The 13,588-nt window shown below is 68.1% G+C and carries 16 protein-coding genes; 12 read left to right on the forward strand and 4 right to left on the reverse strand.

Annotated features, from left to right (window positions below):
• Positions 1-943 precede the first annotated feature (943 nt).
• The 3 genes from QSK22_RS31830 (at position 944) to QSK22_RS31840 (ending at position 4,528) form a co-directional block, all read left to right on the forward strand.
• A complete protein-coding gene (locus QSK22_RS31830; protein WP_285498188.1) occupies positions 944-1,066 on the forward strand; it encodes a hypothetical protein in 123 nt (40 codons plus the stop codon).
• 132 nt (positions 1,067-1,198) lie between these two features.
• Positions 1,199-2,014: an AbiTii domain-containing protein gene (locus tag QSK22_RS31835; protein ID WP_285498189.1), complete on the forward strand. Its 816-nt coding sequence runs from the start codon at positions 1,199-1,201 to the stop codon at positions 2,012-2,014.
• A 1,080-nt stretch (positions 2,015-3,094) separates the two neighbouring features.
• Complete coding sequence (locus tag QSK22_RS31840) at positions 3,095-4,528, forward strand: AfsR/SARP family transcriptional regulator (RefSeq protein WP_285498190.1); 1,434 nt, start codon at positions 3,095-3,097, stop codon at positions 4,526-4,528.
• A 111-nt stretch (positions 4,529-4,639) separates the two neighbouring features.
• Here QSK22_RS31840 and QSK22_RS33930 read toward each other — a convergent pair whose 3' ends face one another.
• The 3 genes from QSK22_RS33930 to QSK22_RS31850 all read right to left on the reverse strand — a co-directional run bounded on the left by QSK22_RS33930 (position 4,640) and on the right by QSK22_RS31850 (position 7,205).
• The gene (locus QSK22_RS33930) at positions 4,640-4,888 is read right to left on the reverse strand and encodes a helix-turn-helix transcriptional regulator (RefSeq protein ID WP_352231511.1); all 249 of its coding nucleotides are present in this window, start codon (positions 4,886-4,888) and stop codon (positions 4,640-4,642) included.
• Positions 4,889-5,111: 223 nt separating this feature from the next.
• Positions 5,112-5,672: a GNAT family N-acetyltransferase gene (locus QSK22_RS31845; protein ID WP_285498191.1), complete on the reverse strand. Its 561-nt coding sequence runs from the start codon at positions 5,670-5,672 to the stop codon at positions 5,112-5,114.
• Between the two features lie 9 nt (positions 5,673-5,681).
• A complete protein-coding gene (locus QSK22_RS31850) occupies positions 5,682-7,205 on the reverse strand; it encodes an NsdA family TPR-like regulatory protein (protein WP_502872395.1) in 1,524 nt (507 codons plus the stop codon).
• 318 nt (positions 7,206-7,523) lie between these two features.
• Between QSK22_RS31850 and QSK22_RS31855 the strand changes: the two genes are divergently transcribed.
• The 9 genes from QSK22_RS31855 (at position 7,524) to QSK22_RS31895 (ending at position 12,942) form a co-directional block, all read left to right on the forward strand.
• Positions 7,524-7,910, forward strand: coding sequence for a hypothetical protein (locus QSK22_RS31855; protein ID WP_285498193.1), 387 nt, complete (start codon positions 7,524-7,526; stop codon positions 7,908-7,910).
• Positions 7,907-8,161 (forward strand): hypothetical protein, encoded by a 255-nt coding sequence (locus tag QSK22_RS31860; protein WP_285498194.1) that lies wholly within the window; start codon positions 7,907-7,909, stop codon positions 8,159-8,161. The genes QSK22_RS31855 and QSK22_RS31860 overlap by 4 nt, the downstream gene beginning before the upstream one ends.
• The gene (locus QSK22_RS31865; protein ID WP_285498195.1) at positions 8,158-8,451 is read left to right on the forward strand and encodes a hypothetical protein; all 294 of its coding nucleotides are present in this window, start codon (positions 8,158-8,160) and stop codon (positions 8,449-8,451) included. Before QSK22_RS31860 ends, QSK22_RS31865 begins: the two co-directional genes overlap by 4 nt.
• A gap of 568 nt (positions 8,452-9,019) precedes the next feature.
• Positions 9,020-9,298: a hypothetical protein gene (locus QSK22_RS31870; protein ID WP_285498196.1), complete on the forward strand. Its 279-nt coding sequence runs from the start codon at positions 9,020-9,022 to the stop codon at positions 9,296-9,298.
• Positions 9,295-9,741 carry a hypothetical protein gene (locus QSK22_RS31875; RefSeq protein ID WP_285498197.1) on the forward strand — a complete coding sequence of 149 codons (447 nt, stop codon included), beginning with the start codon at positions 9,295-9,297 and terminating at the stop codon, positions 9,739-9,741. The genes QSK22_RS31870 and QSK22_RS31875 overlap by 4 nt, the downstream gene beginning before the upstream one ends.
• Positions 9,738-10,031 carry a hypothetical protein gene (locus QSK22_RS31880; protein ID WP_285498198.1) on the forward strand — a complete coding sequence of 98 codons (294 nt, stop codon included), beginning with the start codon at positions 9,738-9,740 and terminating at the stop codon, positions 10,029-10,031. Before QSK22_RS31875 ends, QSK22_RS31880 begins: the two co-directional genes overlap by 4 nt.
• A 372-nt stretch (positions 10,032-10,403) precedes the next feature.
• Positions 10,404-11,504 carry a radical SAM protein gene (locus QSK22_RS31885; RefSeq protein WP_285498199.1) on the forward strand — a complete coding sequence of 367 codons (1,101 nt, stop codon included), beginning with the start codon at positions 10,404-10,406 and terminating at the stop codon, positions 11,502-11,504.
• The gene (gene tmk, locus QSK22_RS31890; protein ID WP_285498200.1) at positions 11,504-12,106 is read left to right on the forward strand and encodes a dTMP kinase; all 603 of its coding nucleotides are present in this window, start codon (positions 11,504-11,506) and stop codon (positions 12,104-12,106) included. The genes QSK22_RS31885 and tmk overlap by 1 nt, the downstream gene beginning before the upstream one ends.
• A gap of 23 nt (positions 12,107-12,129) precedes the next feature.
• Positions 12,130-12,942, forward strand: a complete 813-nt coding sequence (locus QSK22_RS31895) for an exodeoxyribonuclease III (protein WP_285498201.1) — start codon at positions 12,130-12,132, stop codon at positions 12,940-12,942.
• Between the two features lie 33 nt (positions 12,943-12,975).
• On the opposite strand, the gene QSK22_RS31900 is transcribed toward QSK22_RS31895, so the two are convergent.
• Positions 12,976-13,542, reverse strand: coding sequence for a class IV adenylate cyclase (locus tag QSK22_RS31900; RefSeq protein ID WP_285498202.1), 567 nt, complete (start codon positions 13,540-13,542; stop codon positions 12,976-12,978).
• Between the last annotated feature and the right edge of the window lie 46 nt (positions 13,543-13,588).

Below are 13,588 nucleotides of genomic sequence, written 5' to 3' on the forward strand. Positions count from 1 at the left end.
GCCGCCTCGGCATCCGGCTCACGTACCACCCCGGAAAACACGAGATCCGGGTGGAGGCGAACCTCGACCCGGATCGGATCGCCGCGCCCCATGATCACTACCATGGGGTAACGGTTGGTGTCCGAGGACCGATCACAACCATTTGCACATGTCCCCGCCATCCCCATCGGCGCCCCGTACCGTATCCCCATCGGTGCGTGACCGCGCATCCCTAGCCGATGATGTCCCGGAAGGTTGAGATTCGGCCAGGCCGCGCGGGAAGGCCAGCCATCCGTCGGCGTTCTCGGCCGATGTCACCTCGACACCCAGGGTCACGTGGTGGCCGTCTCATGTCACGGCGCCGCACCTTCTGACCTGCACGAACTACTACAACACCTCCCTGGACGCAATCCACGCGTCCTCTAGCTAGTGGCTGTGAGGTCAGTTCCCCTGATCGCCGTTGTTCTGGTCCTGGTCGTCGTCGGTGCTGGGGCGGCCAGCGGCCAGGGTCGACCACCCCCTGACCGCTGCTCTGTCCGCCTCTATGGCTGTCCGCTTGTGGTCACCGAGTTTGGGAAGAATATTGACACTATTCTTCCGTTCTCGCACTTGAGAGGGGGTGCAATGCACTGCGCCCTGTCTGGGGTTACGCCCCTCAGCTACGCCGTGCACCGCCGAAAGATGCGGGTAACAGAAGTCGAACCTCGCGGTAAGTGGCATCTCCTCGTGCTGAGGATCGATGGCAGAGCGGGCAGCCGACTCTGACGTAAGACACAGGCACACTGGTGTCCGACGGTTCAGCGGGTCGTTCGTCAGAAACGGCGACGGCCCCCTGTTGGCGCAGGGAGCCGTCTGGTCCGAACTCACTGCCGTAGGAAGCGAGCTCAACATGAGCGTACGTCCTGATGAGTCACCCTCGCAGCCTCAGCCTTCTGCCCCTCAACCGCTCCTAAGCAGCCGCGCATTGTTGATCGTCCTTGTCGGTGTCGCCGCCGGAATCGCGGCGGCGGTACGGCCCGAGCTGGCGGTGCCGATCGGGGTCGGGGTGGCGGTGGTGACGCTGCTCATCGTGATCGTCGGCCCCTGACTCCGGCCGAGGCCGCCGCCGCGGCGTGCCTCCGCGACGCGGCGGCGGTCGTCGTCGGTCAGGGGGCGGCCAGTGGACATGCTCCCCTGGTAATCCAGCCACGTAGTAGCCCTCGTCGAGGATAATTTAGACATGGAAGAACGCGCCCAAGAGCTCATCCGTCAGCTTGAGCAGGATGTTCTCAACGGGGACGTGCCGATTCAGGACGCCCTACGCAAGGTGGTCATCCTTGGCGGCTGCTCCGGGTCTTCTGAGCTGCGGGAGTGGGCCAACAAGGAACTACGGGGCTATGGCCCTGAGGACGATGTCCCCGAGTACAGAACCCTCGGGGCTTCCTTGAGGATCGACGCCATAGTCGGCCCCAGGATAGTCAGGAGCCAGCCTATCGACCCGTCTGCGCTCCCCGAACCGATCCGTGATCAGATTGCAGAGTCCGTCACACTGCGAATGCCTATCGCAGAGATCGAGAAGACGGCGCGCGATGCAGAGGGGGACGTCCACCTCACTTTTGGGAACAGTGTCGCTGTTGCCGAGTTGATGAATCGGGAGAACGGCGACCCGTACCAGCAAATCATTTCGATCTACTGGAGGGTGTCCCGCAGCTCCATGGCGGCGATTGGGGACCAGGTGCGCACGGTCCTGGCGGAGTTCGTCGCGGAACTCAGCCAGTCCATGCCTCCAGGCCAGGAGATCCCATCAGCCCAGCAAGCCAACCACGCATTCCATGTGGCTGTCACGGGTGACCGTGCTCAGATCAGCATCCAAGCCCCGACAACGTCAGGAGGGACGACCAGCACTATCCAGAGCACTGAGCAGAACGCGAATGAAAACTCTCCGGAGGAAGATCCGCCGCTGTGGCGTCGTCTCCGCCGTCCGGGTGTAATTTTGATCGGCATCGCCACGATTGTCGGGACGATCGCCAGTTTGGGGCAATGGCTCAAGTGGTGACCGGTTCGAGGTCAAGCCGCTGATCGGTTGCGAAGGCCGGTCTTGTCGGAGAGGCGGCCACGGGCGTCCTTCATGGGCGCGATGCGGCACGACTCAGAGATCGCGATCATGTCAACTTGGGGCACGGGCGCCACGCCGGGTTGCAATCGGGGTCACCCGCGTGTGGCAGCGAGCTGGCGTAGCGCCTAGGGGTTTGCACTTTCTTGATCAACACGAGGGCGTGTTACTGCTGTCCAGCGGGTGAGTGGTGGTGATCCTTGGGTTTAGAGGGGCTCGGTCAGCGATGTTCACTCAGGTGGAGCTGGAGCGGTAGGGACTTCGGGGGACGAGATGGTGAATACCAGATCATCGCAGCCCAAGGACCCGGTTGGCGGCGTTTCATGGGGGATTCGTTTCGCCACCGTCTTCGCGGCCGCTGGGCTGGCAATGCTTGGCTTCGCACCGGCTCGGGCGGTTGCGGACAGGGAGTGTCCCCTTCGGCCGAGAGGTCCTGCGGCCGAGTTGTATGACCGGGAGAAGTTGTGCAGGAATGTCAGGCGCGAGGTCATCCGGTCTGCTCGCTCGGGGAAGCCGATCAATCTGCGAAGAGCCCTCAGGAACTCTCTTCGCCAAGAGCAGTCCGGCCGAAAGCGCGGCAACACACGTGCGACTAGGAGGCCCCGGGCAATCGTCAAACCGAGGAGACCCAGCACGGCACGTATGGTTCCGGCGAGGGGCAAGGTAGCGCAACGGAGCGTGCCGAGGACAATTCCGCACAGGCACAGCAGGCCTGCCGCATCGCATGACGACACGGCGGCTTCAAAGCCCAAAAAAGGGCCTGTTCGGTCCCGGGGGGTGCCAGCAGCACCCATAAGGGTATCCGCCTCACCCGGCACACGAGCCCAGCCGCCTCCGTCGTCAGACGTTGGACCTTCAGGGCCATCTCGAACGCTTATCGGAGGAATCGTAACCACCGCGCTCGCCGCTGCCGCCGCGGCTTGGGCGCTCGCTCACGATGTGAGCCCTTCGGCGTTGGGCGGTGCACTACTGAGGCGCAGAGGCCGGCGTGCACGGTCCTCAGATGCCATGCCTTCGCCCTCGTTGGAGCCCGGCGAAGTCGAGGATGACGCGCAGCGCCATGGAGCGGTGCCGGTGACATTGGGAACCCGCGACGGTGTGCCGGTTCAGGTCGATCTGGCTTCCGCAGGTGGGCTTCGGTTGATCGGTCAAGGAGCACAATCGGTCGAGCGTGCGATGTTGGTGCAGGTTCTGACTGGGGCTGCAGAGGGCCGGTGTCAGGTAATCGCAACACGCGACGCTGTCTGCCAGCTGCTCGGAGATGAATGGAAAAGCGCTCGTCTGTCTGTCCCCGGTGTGTATGTCTCTTCGGATGCCGGGGAGGCGCTCAACCGCCTTGGCGCCGAGATCGTGGGGCGTACCGCCGATGAGGAGGTGGACGGGCGGCACCTGCACAAGGCGCTCCCGATGGTCTGTCTGATCGATCCGGGCGAAGAAGCACAACGGTTGCGGGCTGATCTGGCGCTTGGTGCGAAGTGTGCTGTGGGCGCGATCGTCGTTGGCGAGTGGTTGCACGGGACGATCCTGAACGTCGATGGCCGTGGGATGGTTGTGGACGCCACCGGAGATTTCTCTGATGGCATGGTGGGCACTCTGGCGGAATGTTTGGACTGGCAGACCGCATGCGAGAAGGTGAGGACCCTTGTCCACGATGCGACGCCACCGGCCGAGACCGAGGGCCGCGAACCGGTCGCCACGAGCATCATTGAAGCCTCGTCACCTCAAGGGGCGATTCGGTTGTTCGGCGGGTGTGAGGTCACGGGCCCGGCCGGAACGGTCCGCACTGAGAGCTGCGACCTGTATGCGCTGCTCGGGCTGTTCGCCGAGAACCGAACCCAGCTGCTGCGTCGCAGCGACATCGAAGGCAAGCTCTGGCCGGATGTTCAGGTGAGCCAAGACCGGTTCTACAACCTGATGAAGGATGCTCGCGCCAAGCTGCGGGCGGCGCTCGACCGTCCGGCGGACAACAGCAAGGACGTCATCCAGAACGTTGGCGGGGGACGTTACAAGATCAATGCCGAGCTGTTTACTTGCGACATCTGGCAACTACGGGACCTGCTCCGCAAGGTTCCCAGTCTCAGCCCGGCCGACAGGCACCCCGTGTTGACGGCTGCTGTGAACCTATACACGGGGCGGTATCTCGACGGGCTTGCACAATCCTGGGCTCAGGATGCTGCCCGCCGGATAGCCCACGAGACCGTGGAAGCCCTAGCCCAGCTCGCCGGCTTGGAGAAGGACCCAGAACGCGCTCTGGTGCATCTGGAGGAGGCGGCTCGGATCGACCCGACCGATCAGGCCGTGTGCTGCCGACGGATGCAGCTGTACAGCCGGCTCAACCGGATCGAGGCCGTCCGACACACCTTTGAGGAGTTGACTCAAGCCCTCAAGGCACGCGGTTCACGGCCGGACGCTCCTACGGTTCAGGCATATCGGCGCTCGGTGGAGACTGGCCTCTGATCCATCGCGAGCGTGGATGGGCTTATCGACGTTGCACCGTCCGTATCTGGGGACACGACCTTGACCGGCGTCCCCTTGATCAGTAGCAGGGGCGCGTGCGTGTGGCGGAGGTCATGCAAGCGGATCTCCGGCAACGTCTCCCGCCCGCGCTTTGGTAGCGGCGAGCCCTAACCGATCCGGGGAGATCTCCAGCACCCGCGCGAGTTCGTGCAGTAGCCGCATGTCCCGCAGCGGCTGCTTACCGGTCTGGAACCGGGACACCGTCGACGCCGAGCAATGCAGCCGTGAGGCGACCTGCGCCTGGGTCAGCCCAAGTGCGACCCGCGCCGATCGCACCACCCTGCCGAGGTCTGCGCCCATAGTGATCGTCGCCTTCGAACGAAGGAGGGGGCGGGGAAGTCATACCCGCTGGCAGCCGGAGGCGGGGCGGGGCCCGGTCATCGCTCTCCGTGACGCACGTCACGAAAACCTGGCTGGCGGTGCGGGGATCGTGGCGGTGGCCGTGGGGCGGCGGCAGTTGTTCTCAGGTGCGGGGTCGGGGCGCGAGAGCCGAGCGGGAGTACTGGCTGGTCCAGCCCTTCTACTAGCTCCGGTGGCTAGCCTGCCACTCGTCGGCGAGGATCGAATGAACGACCGAGTCGCGCCAGCGGCCCTGGACGCGGATGTGTCCGCGAATCCGACCCTCCTCGATCATTCCTAGGCTGGTCATCAGCCGCGCCGACACAACATTGTCGGGGCTGCGTGCGCCCCACAGCCGGTGCAACCCTAGTTCTTGGAACCCCAGCCGTAGCAGCAGCCGGACCGTAGCGGTGCCGAGCCCCCGGCCCCAGTGCGAAGCACGCAACGCGAATCCAAGTTGAGCGCTGGACTGGCCGGGGTGCTGGGTGTCGACAGCGAGGCGGGCAAACCCGATGACCTCGCCGTCGACCACGACTGCGAGCGAGTACTCCGTGCGGGGCTGGGACCGTGCGGCTGCCGTCACGGAGTTGAGTGTTGCTGTGACCTGGTCCCGGTTCCGCGGCTCGAAGGACAAATGCTCGGTGACCTTCGGATCGCCGTACACCGCCAGTACGGCGTCGACGTCGTCGGTGGTGAACTCGCGCAGCGTGACGCCGCGCTCATCGGTGATCAAGACCGGGAACATGCTCTGAGACTAACGGCCAGGCGGCCACGCCGCTGGGGACGGGGTTGCCGCGTACGCCTCGATCTTCTCCTGCAGGTCGCGGACACCCGCCGCGTCTTTCAGGACGGGGCTGCCGAGTGCGCGATGCACGCGCATCACGCTGGCGCGGATGCCTTCGATCCTGCACGCGGGCGGCAACGCCAGCACCGGGGCGAGGGCCTCGGCCGCGCCGTCCACGTCGTTCTGTGCCGCTCGGGCCAGTGCCAGGTCGCTGTGCGCGCCTGCTTCGTCGGAGAACGAACGGTCCGCCGGGTCGGCGTCCTCGTAGGCGCGGATCGCGGCGACCGCCGCCCGCTCCGCGTCCGACTCCTCCCCGGGAAGCCACACCTTGGCGTCCGCCGCGTAGTACTCCTGCCGGGGCGCCGGGAACGACATGATCCCCCCGAAGTCGTCCAGCTCGTCGCCGACGACGGATTCACGGGCCTCCTTCGCCCGCTCGATCGCGTCCCGGCATCTGTCGGAGTCTCCGATGACCGCGTAGCAGCGGGCCTCCTGCGCCGGCAGCCACACCGACGCCGTACCGCGGGCCGCCTCAGCCACGGCCGCCCCCTGCTGGGCGTAACGGACGGCTTCGTTACCGCGCCCCGCCCAGTACGCGATCATCGACCGCAGCCCTGCAGTCCAGGCCCGTAGCCCGTCGTGGCCGATGTTGTCGGCGCACACGTACGCGGTGCGCGCCTGCGTCATCGCCGCGTGAGGCTGCCCTAGGTCGTGACTCGCTTTGGCCATCATTCCCGACAGCACTCCGGCCACAAGGTAGAGGTCTGCCGTGTGGGCCGGCCGCTGCCGCCCCTCCAGGAGGCGGAACGCCACGTCCTGCAGGTCGGCCAGATCCGCCAGCAGCTCCGGGAGTGGCGTCTGCGGGTAGGCGGCGGCCAGCCGGGCCACCTCCTCCTGGAGCTGCGCAACCGTCTCCGAGCCCACGTTGCTCGCCTCCATTCCGGCGGTGAACCGCAGGGCCCTGCGTGCTGCCATCTGTACCTGCCTTTCAGGGTCATGGGTCGGCGGCGCCGACTCTTGGAACGGCCTCTCGGGTGCTCCGCCCGCGCCTTCGGCCTTCGTCAGCGGTATGGGAGGGGTGAGAGCTGCGCCACATCGGACGAGCACTGCACGTTCGTGCTCGTCGAGACGATCCAATGCATCCGGCGTCAAGAGCCGGAGCGGGTTGGTCTGGAATATCGACGCCAGGGTGATGATCTGCGTCGCCAACGGCCGTCGGGTCCCCGGGCCGGGGAACGCCTCCAGCCGCGACAGCAGCGTCTGATCCATCGCCGCCCCGGGCGCAGCCTTGACGAACCGGTCGACCACCTCATTCTGCGACCAGCCCGCAGCCAGCCGATACGCCATCAACATCGAGCAGCCGGTTCGCACGCGAACTTCGTTGGCGATGTCGTGCAGCTCACGGCCTTGGGCGGTCATCTGTTCACGCAGTATCCGGATGTCCCGTTTGGACCAGGTTCCCATCACGGCCTCCTCCCGTGAGGCTCCGATCATCAGGTTCACCCGGCACTCCTCGCACAGCAAGTAGACAAAACCGACAGCATCCTGATCTCTGGCATAGGAATGGGGAGGTGAACTACAAAACCACAGGTCATCCCCCTAAGGGCGCGCATAAAAAATATGCTTCAGACCCCCGTGAATCTTCGCTTCAAACCCAGTTGACTTGGGCGGCACCACAGGGCATTGCCCGCTCGCGAGGAAGCGAAGTGACCTACCGTGCCGAACCCATCCAGACAGTCCGGTAACGAGGCGGCGCCCGCTGTCCAACCGTTCACACCGTTGAGGGAAAACCCAGTAACGACCGTTTTGCGGTTGGGTGACCAGTTCCCAGGTTGGGGGATCACTACCGACGCCGCCGCCTGGACCGCCCGGCGTGCCATGCCGCCGTTCGGCGGGTTCACCGAGATCGCAGCCCCCGACGCCGGCTCGCTGTTCGAGGTGCTCACCGACGTTGCGGAACTGGACGACCGGCACACGCTGCGGGTCCTGCGGGTGCTGCTCCACCAGCACGGCGTCGCCGCCGCCGCGGCCGGGTTGATGCTGACGGTCCCCCGCCCCGACGGCATCGACGCCGTCGTCACCTGCGACGGCGGCACGGTCCGATGGGAGGGCCGGGACATCGGCGCCCGCACCAACCTGCGCGCAGTCGCCCAGTGGATCGTCACGTCCCTGCGTTCCGCTTTCCTGGGGACGCCATGAGACGCCGCGACGACGAGTCCGAGCGGGTCGCTGAGGCCGTCGAGGCCATGGTCCGCGCCGAACTCGGCCCGGTCACCGAGGCCGTCGACGACCAGGCCCGCCGCGAACTCGACACGGTCACCAGCGCCGTCGAGGACCAAGCCCGCGAACTTGATCAGTCGGCTGCGCAGCGGACGAAACGCTCCGCCGGGACACGCCACGATCGGCCACCCACTGCCACGCCCATTCCTCCCAGGGACGAGGCCAGATGAACATCGACAACTCCGGACGGCACCGCCCACAGGACACCCCCGACACCCCGTGGTGGGACGACGCCCGCAAACGGATCACCCGCGAACTCGAACACGCCTTCCCCGGCGTCCAGGTCTGGTACGGAGAGCACACGAAGTCCTGGTGCGCCTGGGACCGCACCGGCCCGATGCTGCAGGCCCCGACGCCCGAGCAGCTCGCCGAGCAGATCTCTCGGGTCCGCCAGACGCGCCCGCCGATCGCCCACCACGCCGTCCCGCACCAGCCCAGCCCGCCCCGGGGGCACTGGTGACGGGCCTCACAGATGCTGCGGCCCCGGGGCAGGGCGACACCCTGATCGTCCGGGGTGGCGGCCCGGCCCCTGGGCGGGCTGTCCCGCGGATAGACGCTGCTCACCCCCCGCCGCACGGCCCCGCTCGGGAATGCAGGCCCCGAGCCGAACCGTACGGCCCCACACCCCCGACCCGACGCCCCCGCCGCCGCACGAACAGTGGCAGCGCATCTGCCCGGGGGACGGGCCACGACGGCCGGGCCAGCCCCGGGAACGCAGCCTCGCACCACCGCCGTAGCCGGGCCCCGGGCGGGCCGCGCGGCTGCGGCACCCGAAGGGGGACAAGCCCGCGGCTGGCGCGGCCGGTGTCGGCCGCGGGCCCCGATGACGTGCCGCGCAGCCCCTTCCCCAGGTCGCGCGGTCACGGGTGGGCGGCCACCGCCCCCGAGCCGCCCACCGCCGTACGGCCCGGCCCAGGCAGGGGTGTCCCGGCCGGGCCGTACGGCCTTCACGCGAAACAACTCAACCCCGGGCCACTGGGCGAACAGCGGGAAACCCCGGGGCCTCGCCGGACGAAGGAGGCCAACTGATGCACGAGTGTGACCCATTGTCCGCACTCGGCGCCCAACTGGGCGCGGAGGGCCTGACCATCACCTACACGGCGGCCGGGCTCGTCGTCACGAACGAAGACCTCCCCGCCACAGACAAGATCACCTGCCGGGAAAGGTCGGACGACGGTGGGCGGCAGTGGTACTGGGCGGGCCGCACGCCGCTCGCCGAAGCCCACCCCGACCACCTCATGAACGCGATCCTGAAGGTGCGGGCACACCGGAACCGGTGCGCCGGAACCGTGGAGTGCGAACGATGACGGCGCCGACGGCGCCCGGGGCGGTTCGGTGGTACACCGATGCCCTCGCCGAGCACCTGCGCGGGCGTTACCCGGGCGTGCCGCTGTGGTGGGGGCGTGCCGCCGCCAGGTGGTTCGCCGTCCTGTACGACGGCGATCGTGACTACCTGGTCGCGGCGCCCACGGCCACGGAGCTGGGGCAGCTCCTGCACGCCGCCGGGCCGTGCGCTGGCCGCCTGCAGCAGGCACCGGCCGGGCTGCCGGGCGCCGGCGGGATGACGGCGGGCCTTTGGTCGCCGCCCGCGCCCGTACGGCGTCCGACGCCGTCCTGGCCCTCCTCGTCCGTCCCCAAGACCGAGCACGCCCCCGCGCGGCGGCCGGTGCGCGGCCGTCACGAAGCCGACCGGCGTCCCGGGCCGCTGCGGCGGCTGCTCGACGCGGTGACCTGGACGGAGCCCTGGTGAGCGGGGCGGGCCCGCAGCTGGCCGGGGACGGCTACGTCGGAATCCCCCGCGCCCTGTGGGCGGCGGTCCTGGTAGCCCTGGACAGCGAGGACACCGACCTGCGAACCGCGGTGTACGCCGAGGTCCTCGGGCTCGGCCTCCCCGCGTGGCAGGACGATCTCGACGAAACCACGGTGTTGGCGCGACACATTCGCCAGGTGACCGGCCTCCAGGTCGACGCCGACCCGCTGCCGCCGGGATGGACGACGCCCCGCCCCACCCTGACGCCGACCCCCGCGCCCGGCCCGTGAACCGGGGGTGGCCGTGCAATGGACAACCGACGACGCCGCCGAGCCCGGCCGAGCCGACGAGTGGCGGCAGGCGCTGATACTCGGCGCGGCCACGAAGAAGACTCCGCGACCCGGGATGACGGCACATCTCTCAGGGGCCGTGGTTCCAGACCACCGCACCCCCATGGTTTCGGGAGGTTCCTCCCGGGGGCGTGGTGCCAGACGGCGGGGCAGCCGGAAGCGCGGCCCGGTCGTCCCGCCCTGCAACGACGGATGGACGCAGGAAAGGGAGGTGGCATCGCCGGCAAGGACGAAGCGCATCAGGGCGACTGCCCGCCAGAAGCGAAGCCCCCGTGTCAGGGCATGACCCGTCCTTCACCAGGGAGATCACAGATGAAACGTTCTCTGATCGTCGACACCAACGCCGCCTCCTGCTACTTCCGGACCTCCGTCACCGGTGACCAGCGCAAGGCCCTCGTGCAGATCACCGAACGCTGCAACCTGCACTGCGCGCACTGCTTCGTCTCCTCCACCCGCGAAGGCCGGGACCTCTCCTACGACGACCTGGCCCACACCGTGCTGCCCCGCCTCCGGCAGGCCCGGGTCGAGCGCATCACGCTGACCGGTGGGGAGCCGTTCGTGCACCCCGAGCTGATGGAGATCGTCCGCATGCTCACCGGAGAGGGCCTGCCGGTCGGGCTGTGCACCAACGCCACCCAGACCAGCGACCAGCAGATCGCCGAACTCGCCGAACTCGGTGGCGTCCACATCAACGTGAGCCTGGACGGCTTCCGCCGCGCCAGCCACGGCCGTTTCCGGGGAGACACCTCCTCGTTCGAGGTGACGGTCGCCACGATCCGCAAGTTCGCTCAAGCCGGGCTGCTGCAGGGACTCCTGTCCACCCCCAACGCCCTGACGGAGCCGGCCGAGTTCGCCCAGCTGTGCCAGTTCGCCGTCGAGGTCGGCGCCCAGTACGTCCTGATGAACCCGCTCAGCTCCTTCGGCCGCGGCGTCAAAAGCCAGTCCCGTCTCGCCGCCGACACCGCGACCATGAACACCATCCGCCAGGTGACCGAGGAGTTCCGCGACCGCGGCATCGAACTCGTCCACATCCGCTTCCCCAACGACGACAAGCCCCTTTCCGGCTGCGACGCCGGAAAGCTCATCTACGTCTTCGCCGACGGCGCCACCGCCGTCTGCCCGTACCTGGTGTTCGCCGCCCGCACCCCGCAATCCAACGTCCCCGACACCGCGTTCCTGGTCGGCAACATCCTGCACGCGGACGTCGCCGCGGCGCTGGACCGCTTCGACGTGGGCCGGGCGCTACGGCCGGGCGCGAACGCCACATGCACGGCATGCGACCTGAACTCGGCCTGCGGCAAAGGCTGCCCGGCCGCGGTCATCGCCCAGGGACGACAGGTTGGGGACGTCGATACCGAGCAGTGCCCTCGGGTCGAGCACCGGCCGCTGCTGCAGATCGGCCGCCGCCGCTGATGCGCGCCGGAGCGTTCATCGCGGTCGAGGGGCCCGACGGGGTCGGTAAGACCACCACCGTCGCAGCGGTCGCACAACGGCTGTCGGCGGCCGGGCGGGACGTGCACGTCACTGCGGAGCCGTCCGACACTCCGCTCGGCCGCCTGGTCCGCTCAGCCGAGGCCCGGCTGAGCGGCCGGGCGCTGGCCCTGGCGGTCGCCGCCGACCGGCACGCCCACGTCCAGCGCGAGATCTCGCCCGCCGTCGCCGAAGGCCGGCTGGTGATCAGCGACCGGTACGTGCCGTCCTCGCTGGTTCTGCAGCGTCTCGACGGGCTCGCCCTGGACGAGATCTGGCTGTACAACGCCGACCTGCCCGCCCCGGCCGCGACGTTCTACCTGCAAGCGCCCGCAGATCTGCTGCAGGCCCGGTTGAATGAGCGTGGCCGCCTGTCCCGTCTGGAACGGGCAGGGACGCCGACCCGAGCTATCCAGTTGTATGCGGAGGCCTACGAGTTCCTGGCCGCGCGGGGCTGGCACCAGCAACGGGTCGACTGCGGCGAGTCAACCCCGGACCAGGTCGCAGGCGTCATCTGTGACCACCTCGATCACCTGCCGGCATAGACGACCCAAAGGAAGCACGAGCTGTGCTGTCACTGCTGACCATCAACATCGGCGCGGCGGCCGAAAGCCGGGCCGATCGGATACTGAGCTGGCTCGCCACTCGCCCCGAGCAGGTGTTTCTGCTCACTGAGACCAGCAGCGGGCGCGGCACCGCCCGTCTGCTGAACCGGTTCCGCCGCGCCGGATACGCGCTGGTGCACACCCCTGCCCCCGGCGACCGGGGCGCGGCGCTCGTCTCCAAGATCCCGGTCGTGCAGGAGCCCGCAGCGTTTGCGAAGGTCAGCCTCCCCGGCCGGGTCGCCGCGGCGGTCCTGGACACCCGGCCACGGCTCTGCGTCGCCTCGGTGTATGTGCCGAGCCGTGACCGCTCCGCCGCCAAGACCGACCGCAAACAGCAGTTCATCGCGACCCTCCTGCAGGCAGTCGAGTCCCTGCCCGTCGAGCACCGCGACGGCCTGGTGCTGGGGGGCGACTACAACGTGATCGGCCGCAACCACCGGCCCACGCACACCGGCTTCCTGCCGTTCGAGTACGCCCTGCTCGACTCACTCCGCGCATCCGGCATGGTCGACGCCCACGAGCACTGCCATCCCGGAGACCAGCCGCACAGCTGGATCGGCAGAACCGGCGACGGATACCGCTACGACTACTTCCACGTGTCCCAAGCGCTAGCCGACCTGCTCACCTCCAGCACCTACCTTCACGAAACACGAGAGGAGACACGCTGGCCCCGCCTCACCGACCATGCCGCGGTGACAATCTCACTGCGCGCTGACGCTATGGCCCTGCTGGAGACCGGCGACCCGACCATCGACGACGAGGCCACCCTCTTCTGACCTTTTAAGGTCAGCGAGCGGAGAACGCCGTGCTCACGCCGTCGCCAGCGCCTGGCGCACCAGCGAGTCATAGGTGTCTGACACGCGTTCCAGTTCGACGCCCAGCGACCGCGCCAACCGGTCCAGGGTCCGCTGCGCAACCTCCGCCGAGTCGACCCGCACGGCTTCGAGTTCCAGGAACAGCCCGAGATGCTCGACCTCGTCAACGCACACAAGCACCTCGCCCAGCTCCCGGGTGTCCAAGCGCGCTGTCCGGCGAGTCTTCACGATCCTCACCGTCGGCTGGAAACCCATCGCGACCAGCGCTTGGTGCATCTGCGCCCGGTCCTCGACGGTTGTCTCGTGCTCGATACACGCCTGCTCATTCGCCACCGGCCGCTTCACCGTGAACAGGTGCTGCCCCTCTTGGGTGCGCAGCCGGGCGAAAGGTACGTCGATCTTGCTGTCCCCATAGCGCCAGCTCCGAGGGGCGTATGCCTGATCGTCCTGCCGCACCGGAGCAGAAAGCACCGCGCCCCGGGCGGCCAGGGCCGCTTCAAGGGCCGGACCGTCGAGCACGACCCGGTACTTGACCTCGATCTCTTGAACCTGCTCGGACAACGCTGGGCACTCCACTCTCTCGGCGACCGGGCACCCGAGAGCCTAG

Origin of the sequence: Actinomadura sp. NBRC 104425 (assembly GCF_030269545.1) — a bacterium.
Classification (GTDB): Bacteria; Actinomycetota; Actinomycetes; order Streptosporangiales; family Streptosporangiaceae; genus Spirillospora; species Spirillospora keratinilytica.

Excerpts from the sequence above, each read along its gene's own strand:
- QSK22_RS31835 (WP_285498189.1), top strand. The coding sequence starts at position 1,199 with ATGGAAGAACGCGCCCAAGAGCTCATCCGTCAGCTTGAGCAGGATGTT.
- QSK22_RS33930 (WP_352231511.1), bottom strand. The coding sequence starts at position 4,888 with ATGGGCGCAGACCTCGGCAGGGTGGTGCGATCGGCGCGGGTCGCACTT.
- QSK22_RS31845 (WP_285498191.1), bottom strand. The coding sequence starts at position 5,672 with ATGTTCCCGGTCTTGATCACCGATGAGCGCGGCGTCACGCTGCGCGAG.
- QSK22_RS31850 (WP_502872395.1), bottom strand. The coding sequence starts at position 7,205 with ATGATCGGAGCCTCACGGGAGGAGGCCGTGATGGGAACCTGGTCCAAA.
- QSK22_RS31860 (WP_285498194.1), top strand. The coding sequence starts at position 7,907 with ATGAGACGCCGCGACGACGAGTCCGAGCGGGTCGCTGAGGCCGTCGAG.
- QSK22_RS31865 (WP_285498195.1), top strand. The coding sequence starts at position 8,158 with ATGAACATCGACAACTCCGGACGGCACCGCCCACAGGACACCCCCGAC.
- QSK22_RS31870 (WP_285498196.1), top strand. The coding sequence starts at position 9,020 with ATGCACGAGTGTGACCCATTGTCCGCACTCGGCGCCCAACTGGGCGCG.
- QSK22_RS31875 (WP_285498197.1), top strand. The coding sequence starts at position 9,295 with ATGACGGCGCCGACGGCGCCCGGGGCGGTTCGGTGGTACACCGATGCC.
- QSK22_RS31885 (WP_285498199.1), top strand. The coding sequence starts at position 10,404 with ATGAAACGTTCTCTGATCGTCGACACCAACGCCGCCTCCTGCTACTTC.
- tmk (WP_285498200.1), top strand. The coding sequence starts at position 11,504 with ATGCGCGCCGGAGCGTTCATCGCGGTCGAGGGGCCCGACGGGGTCGGT.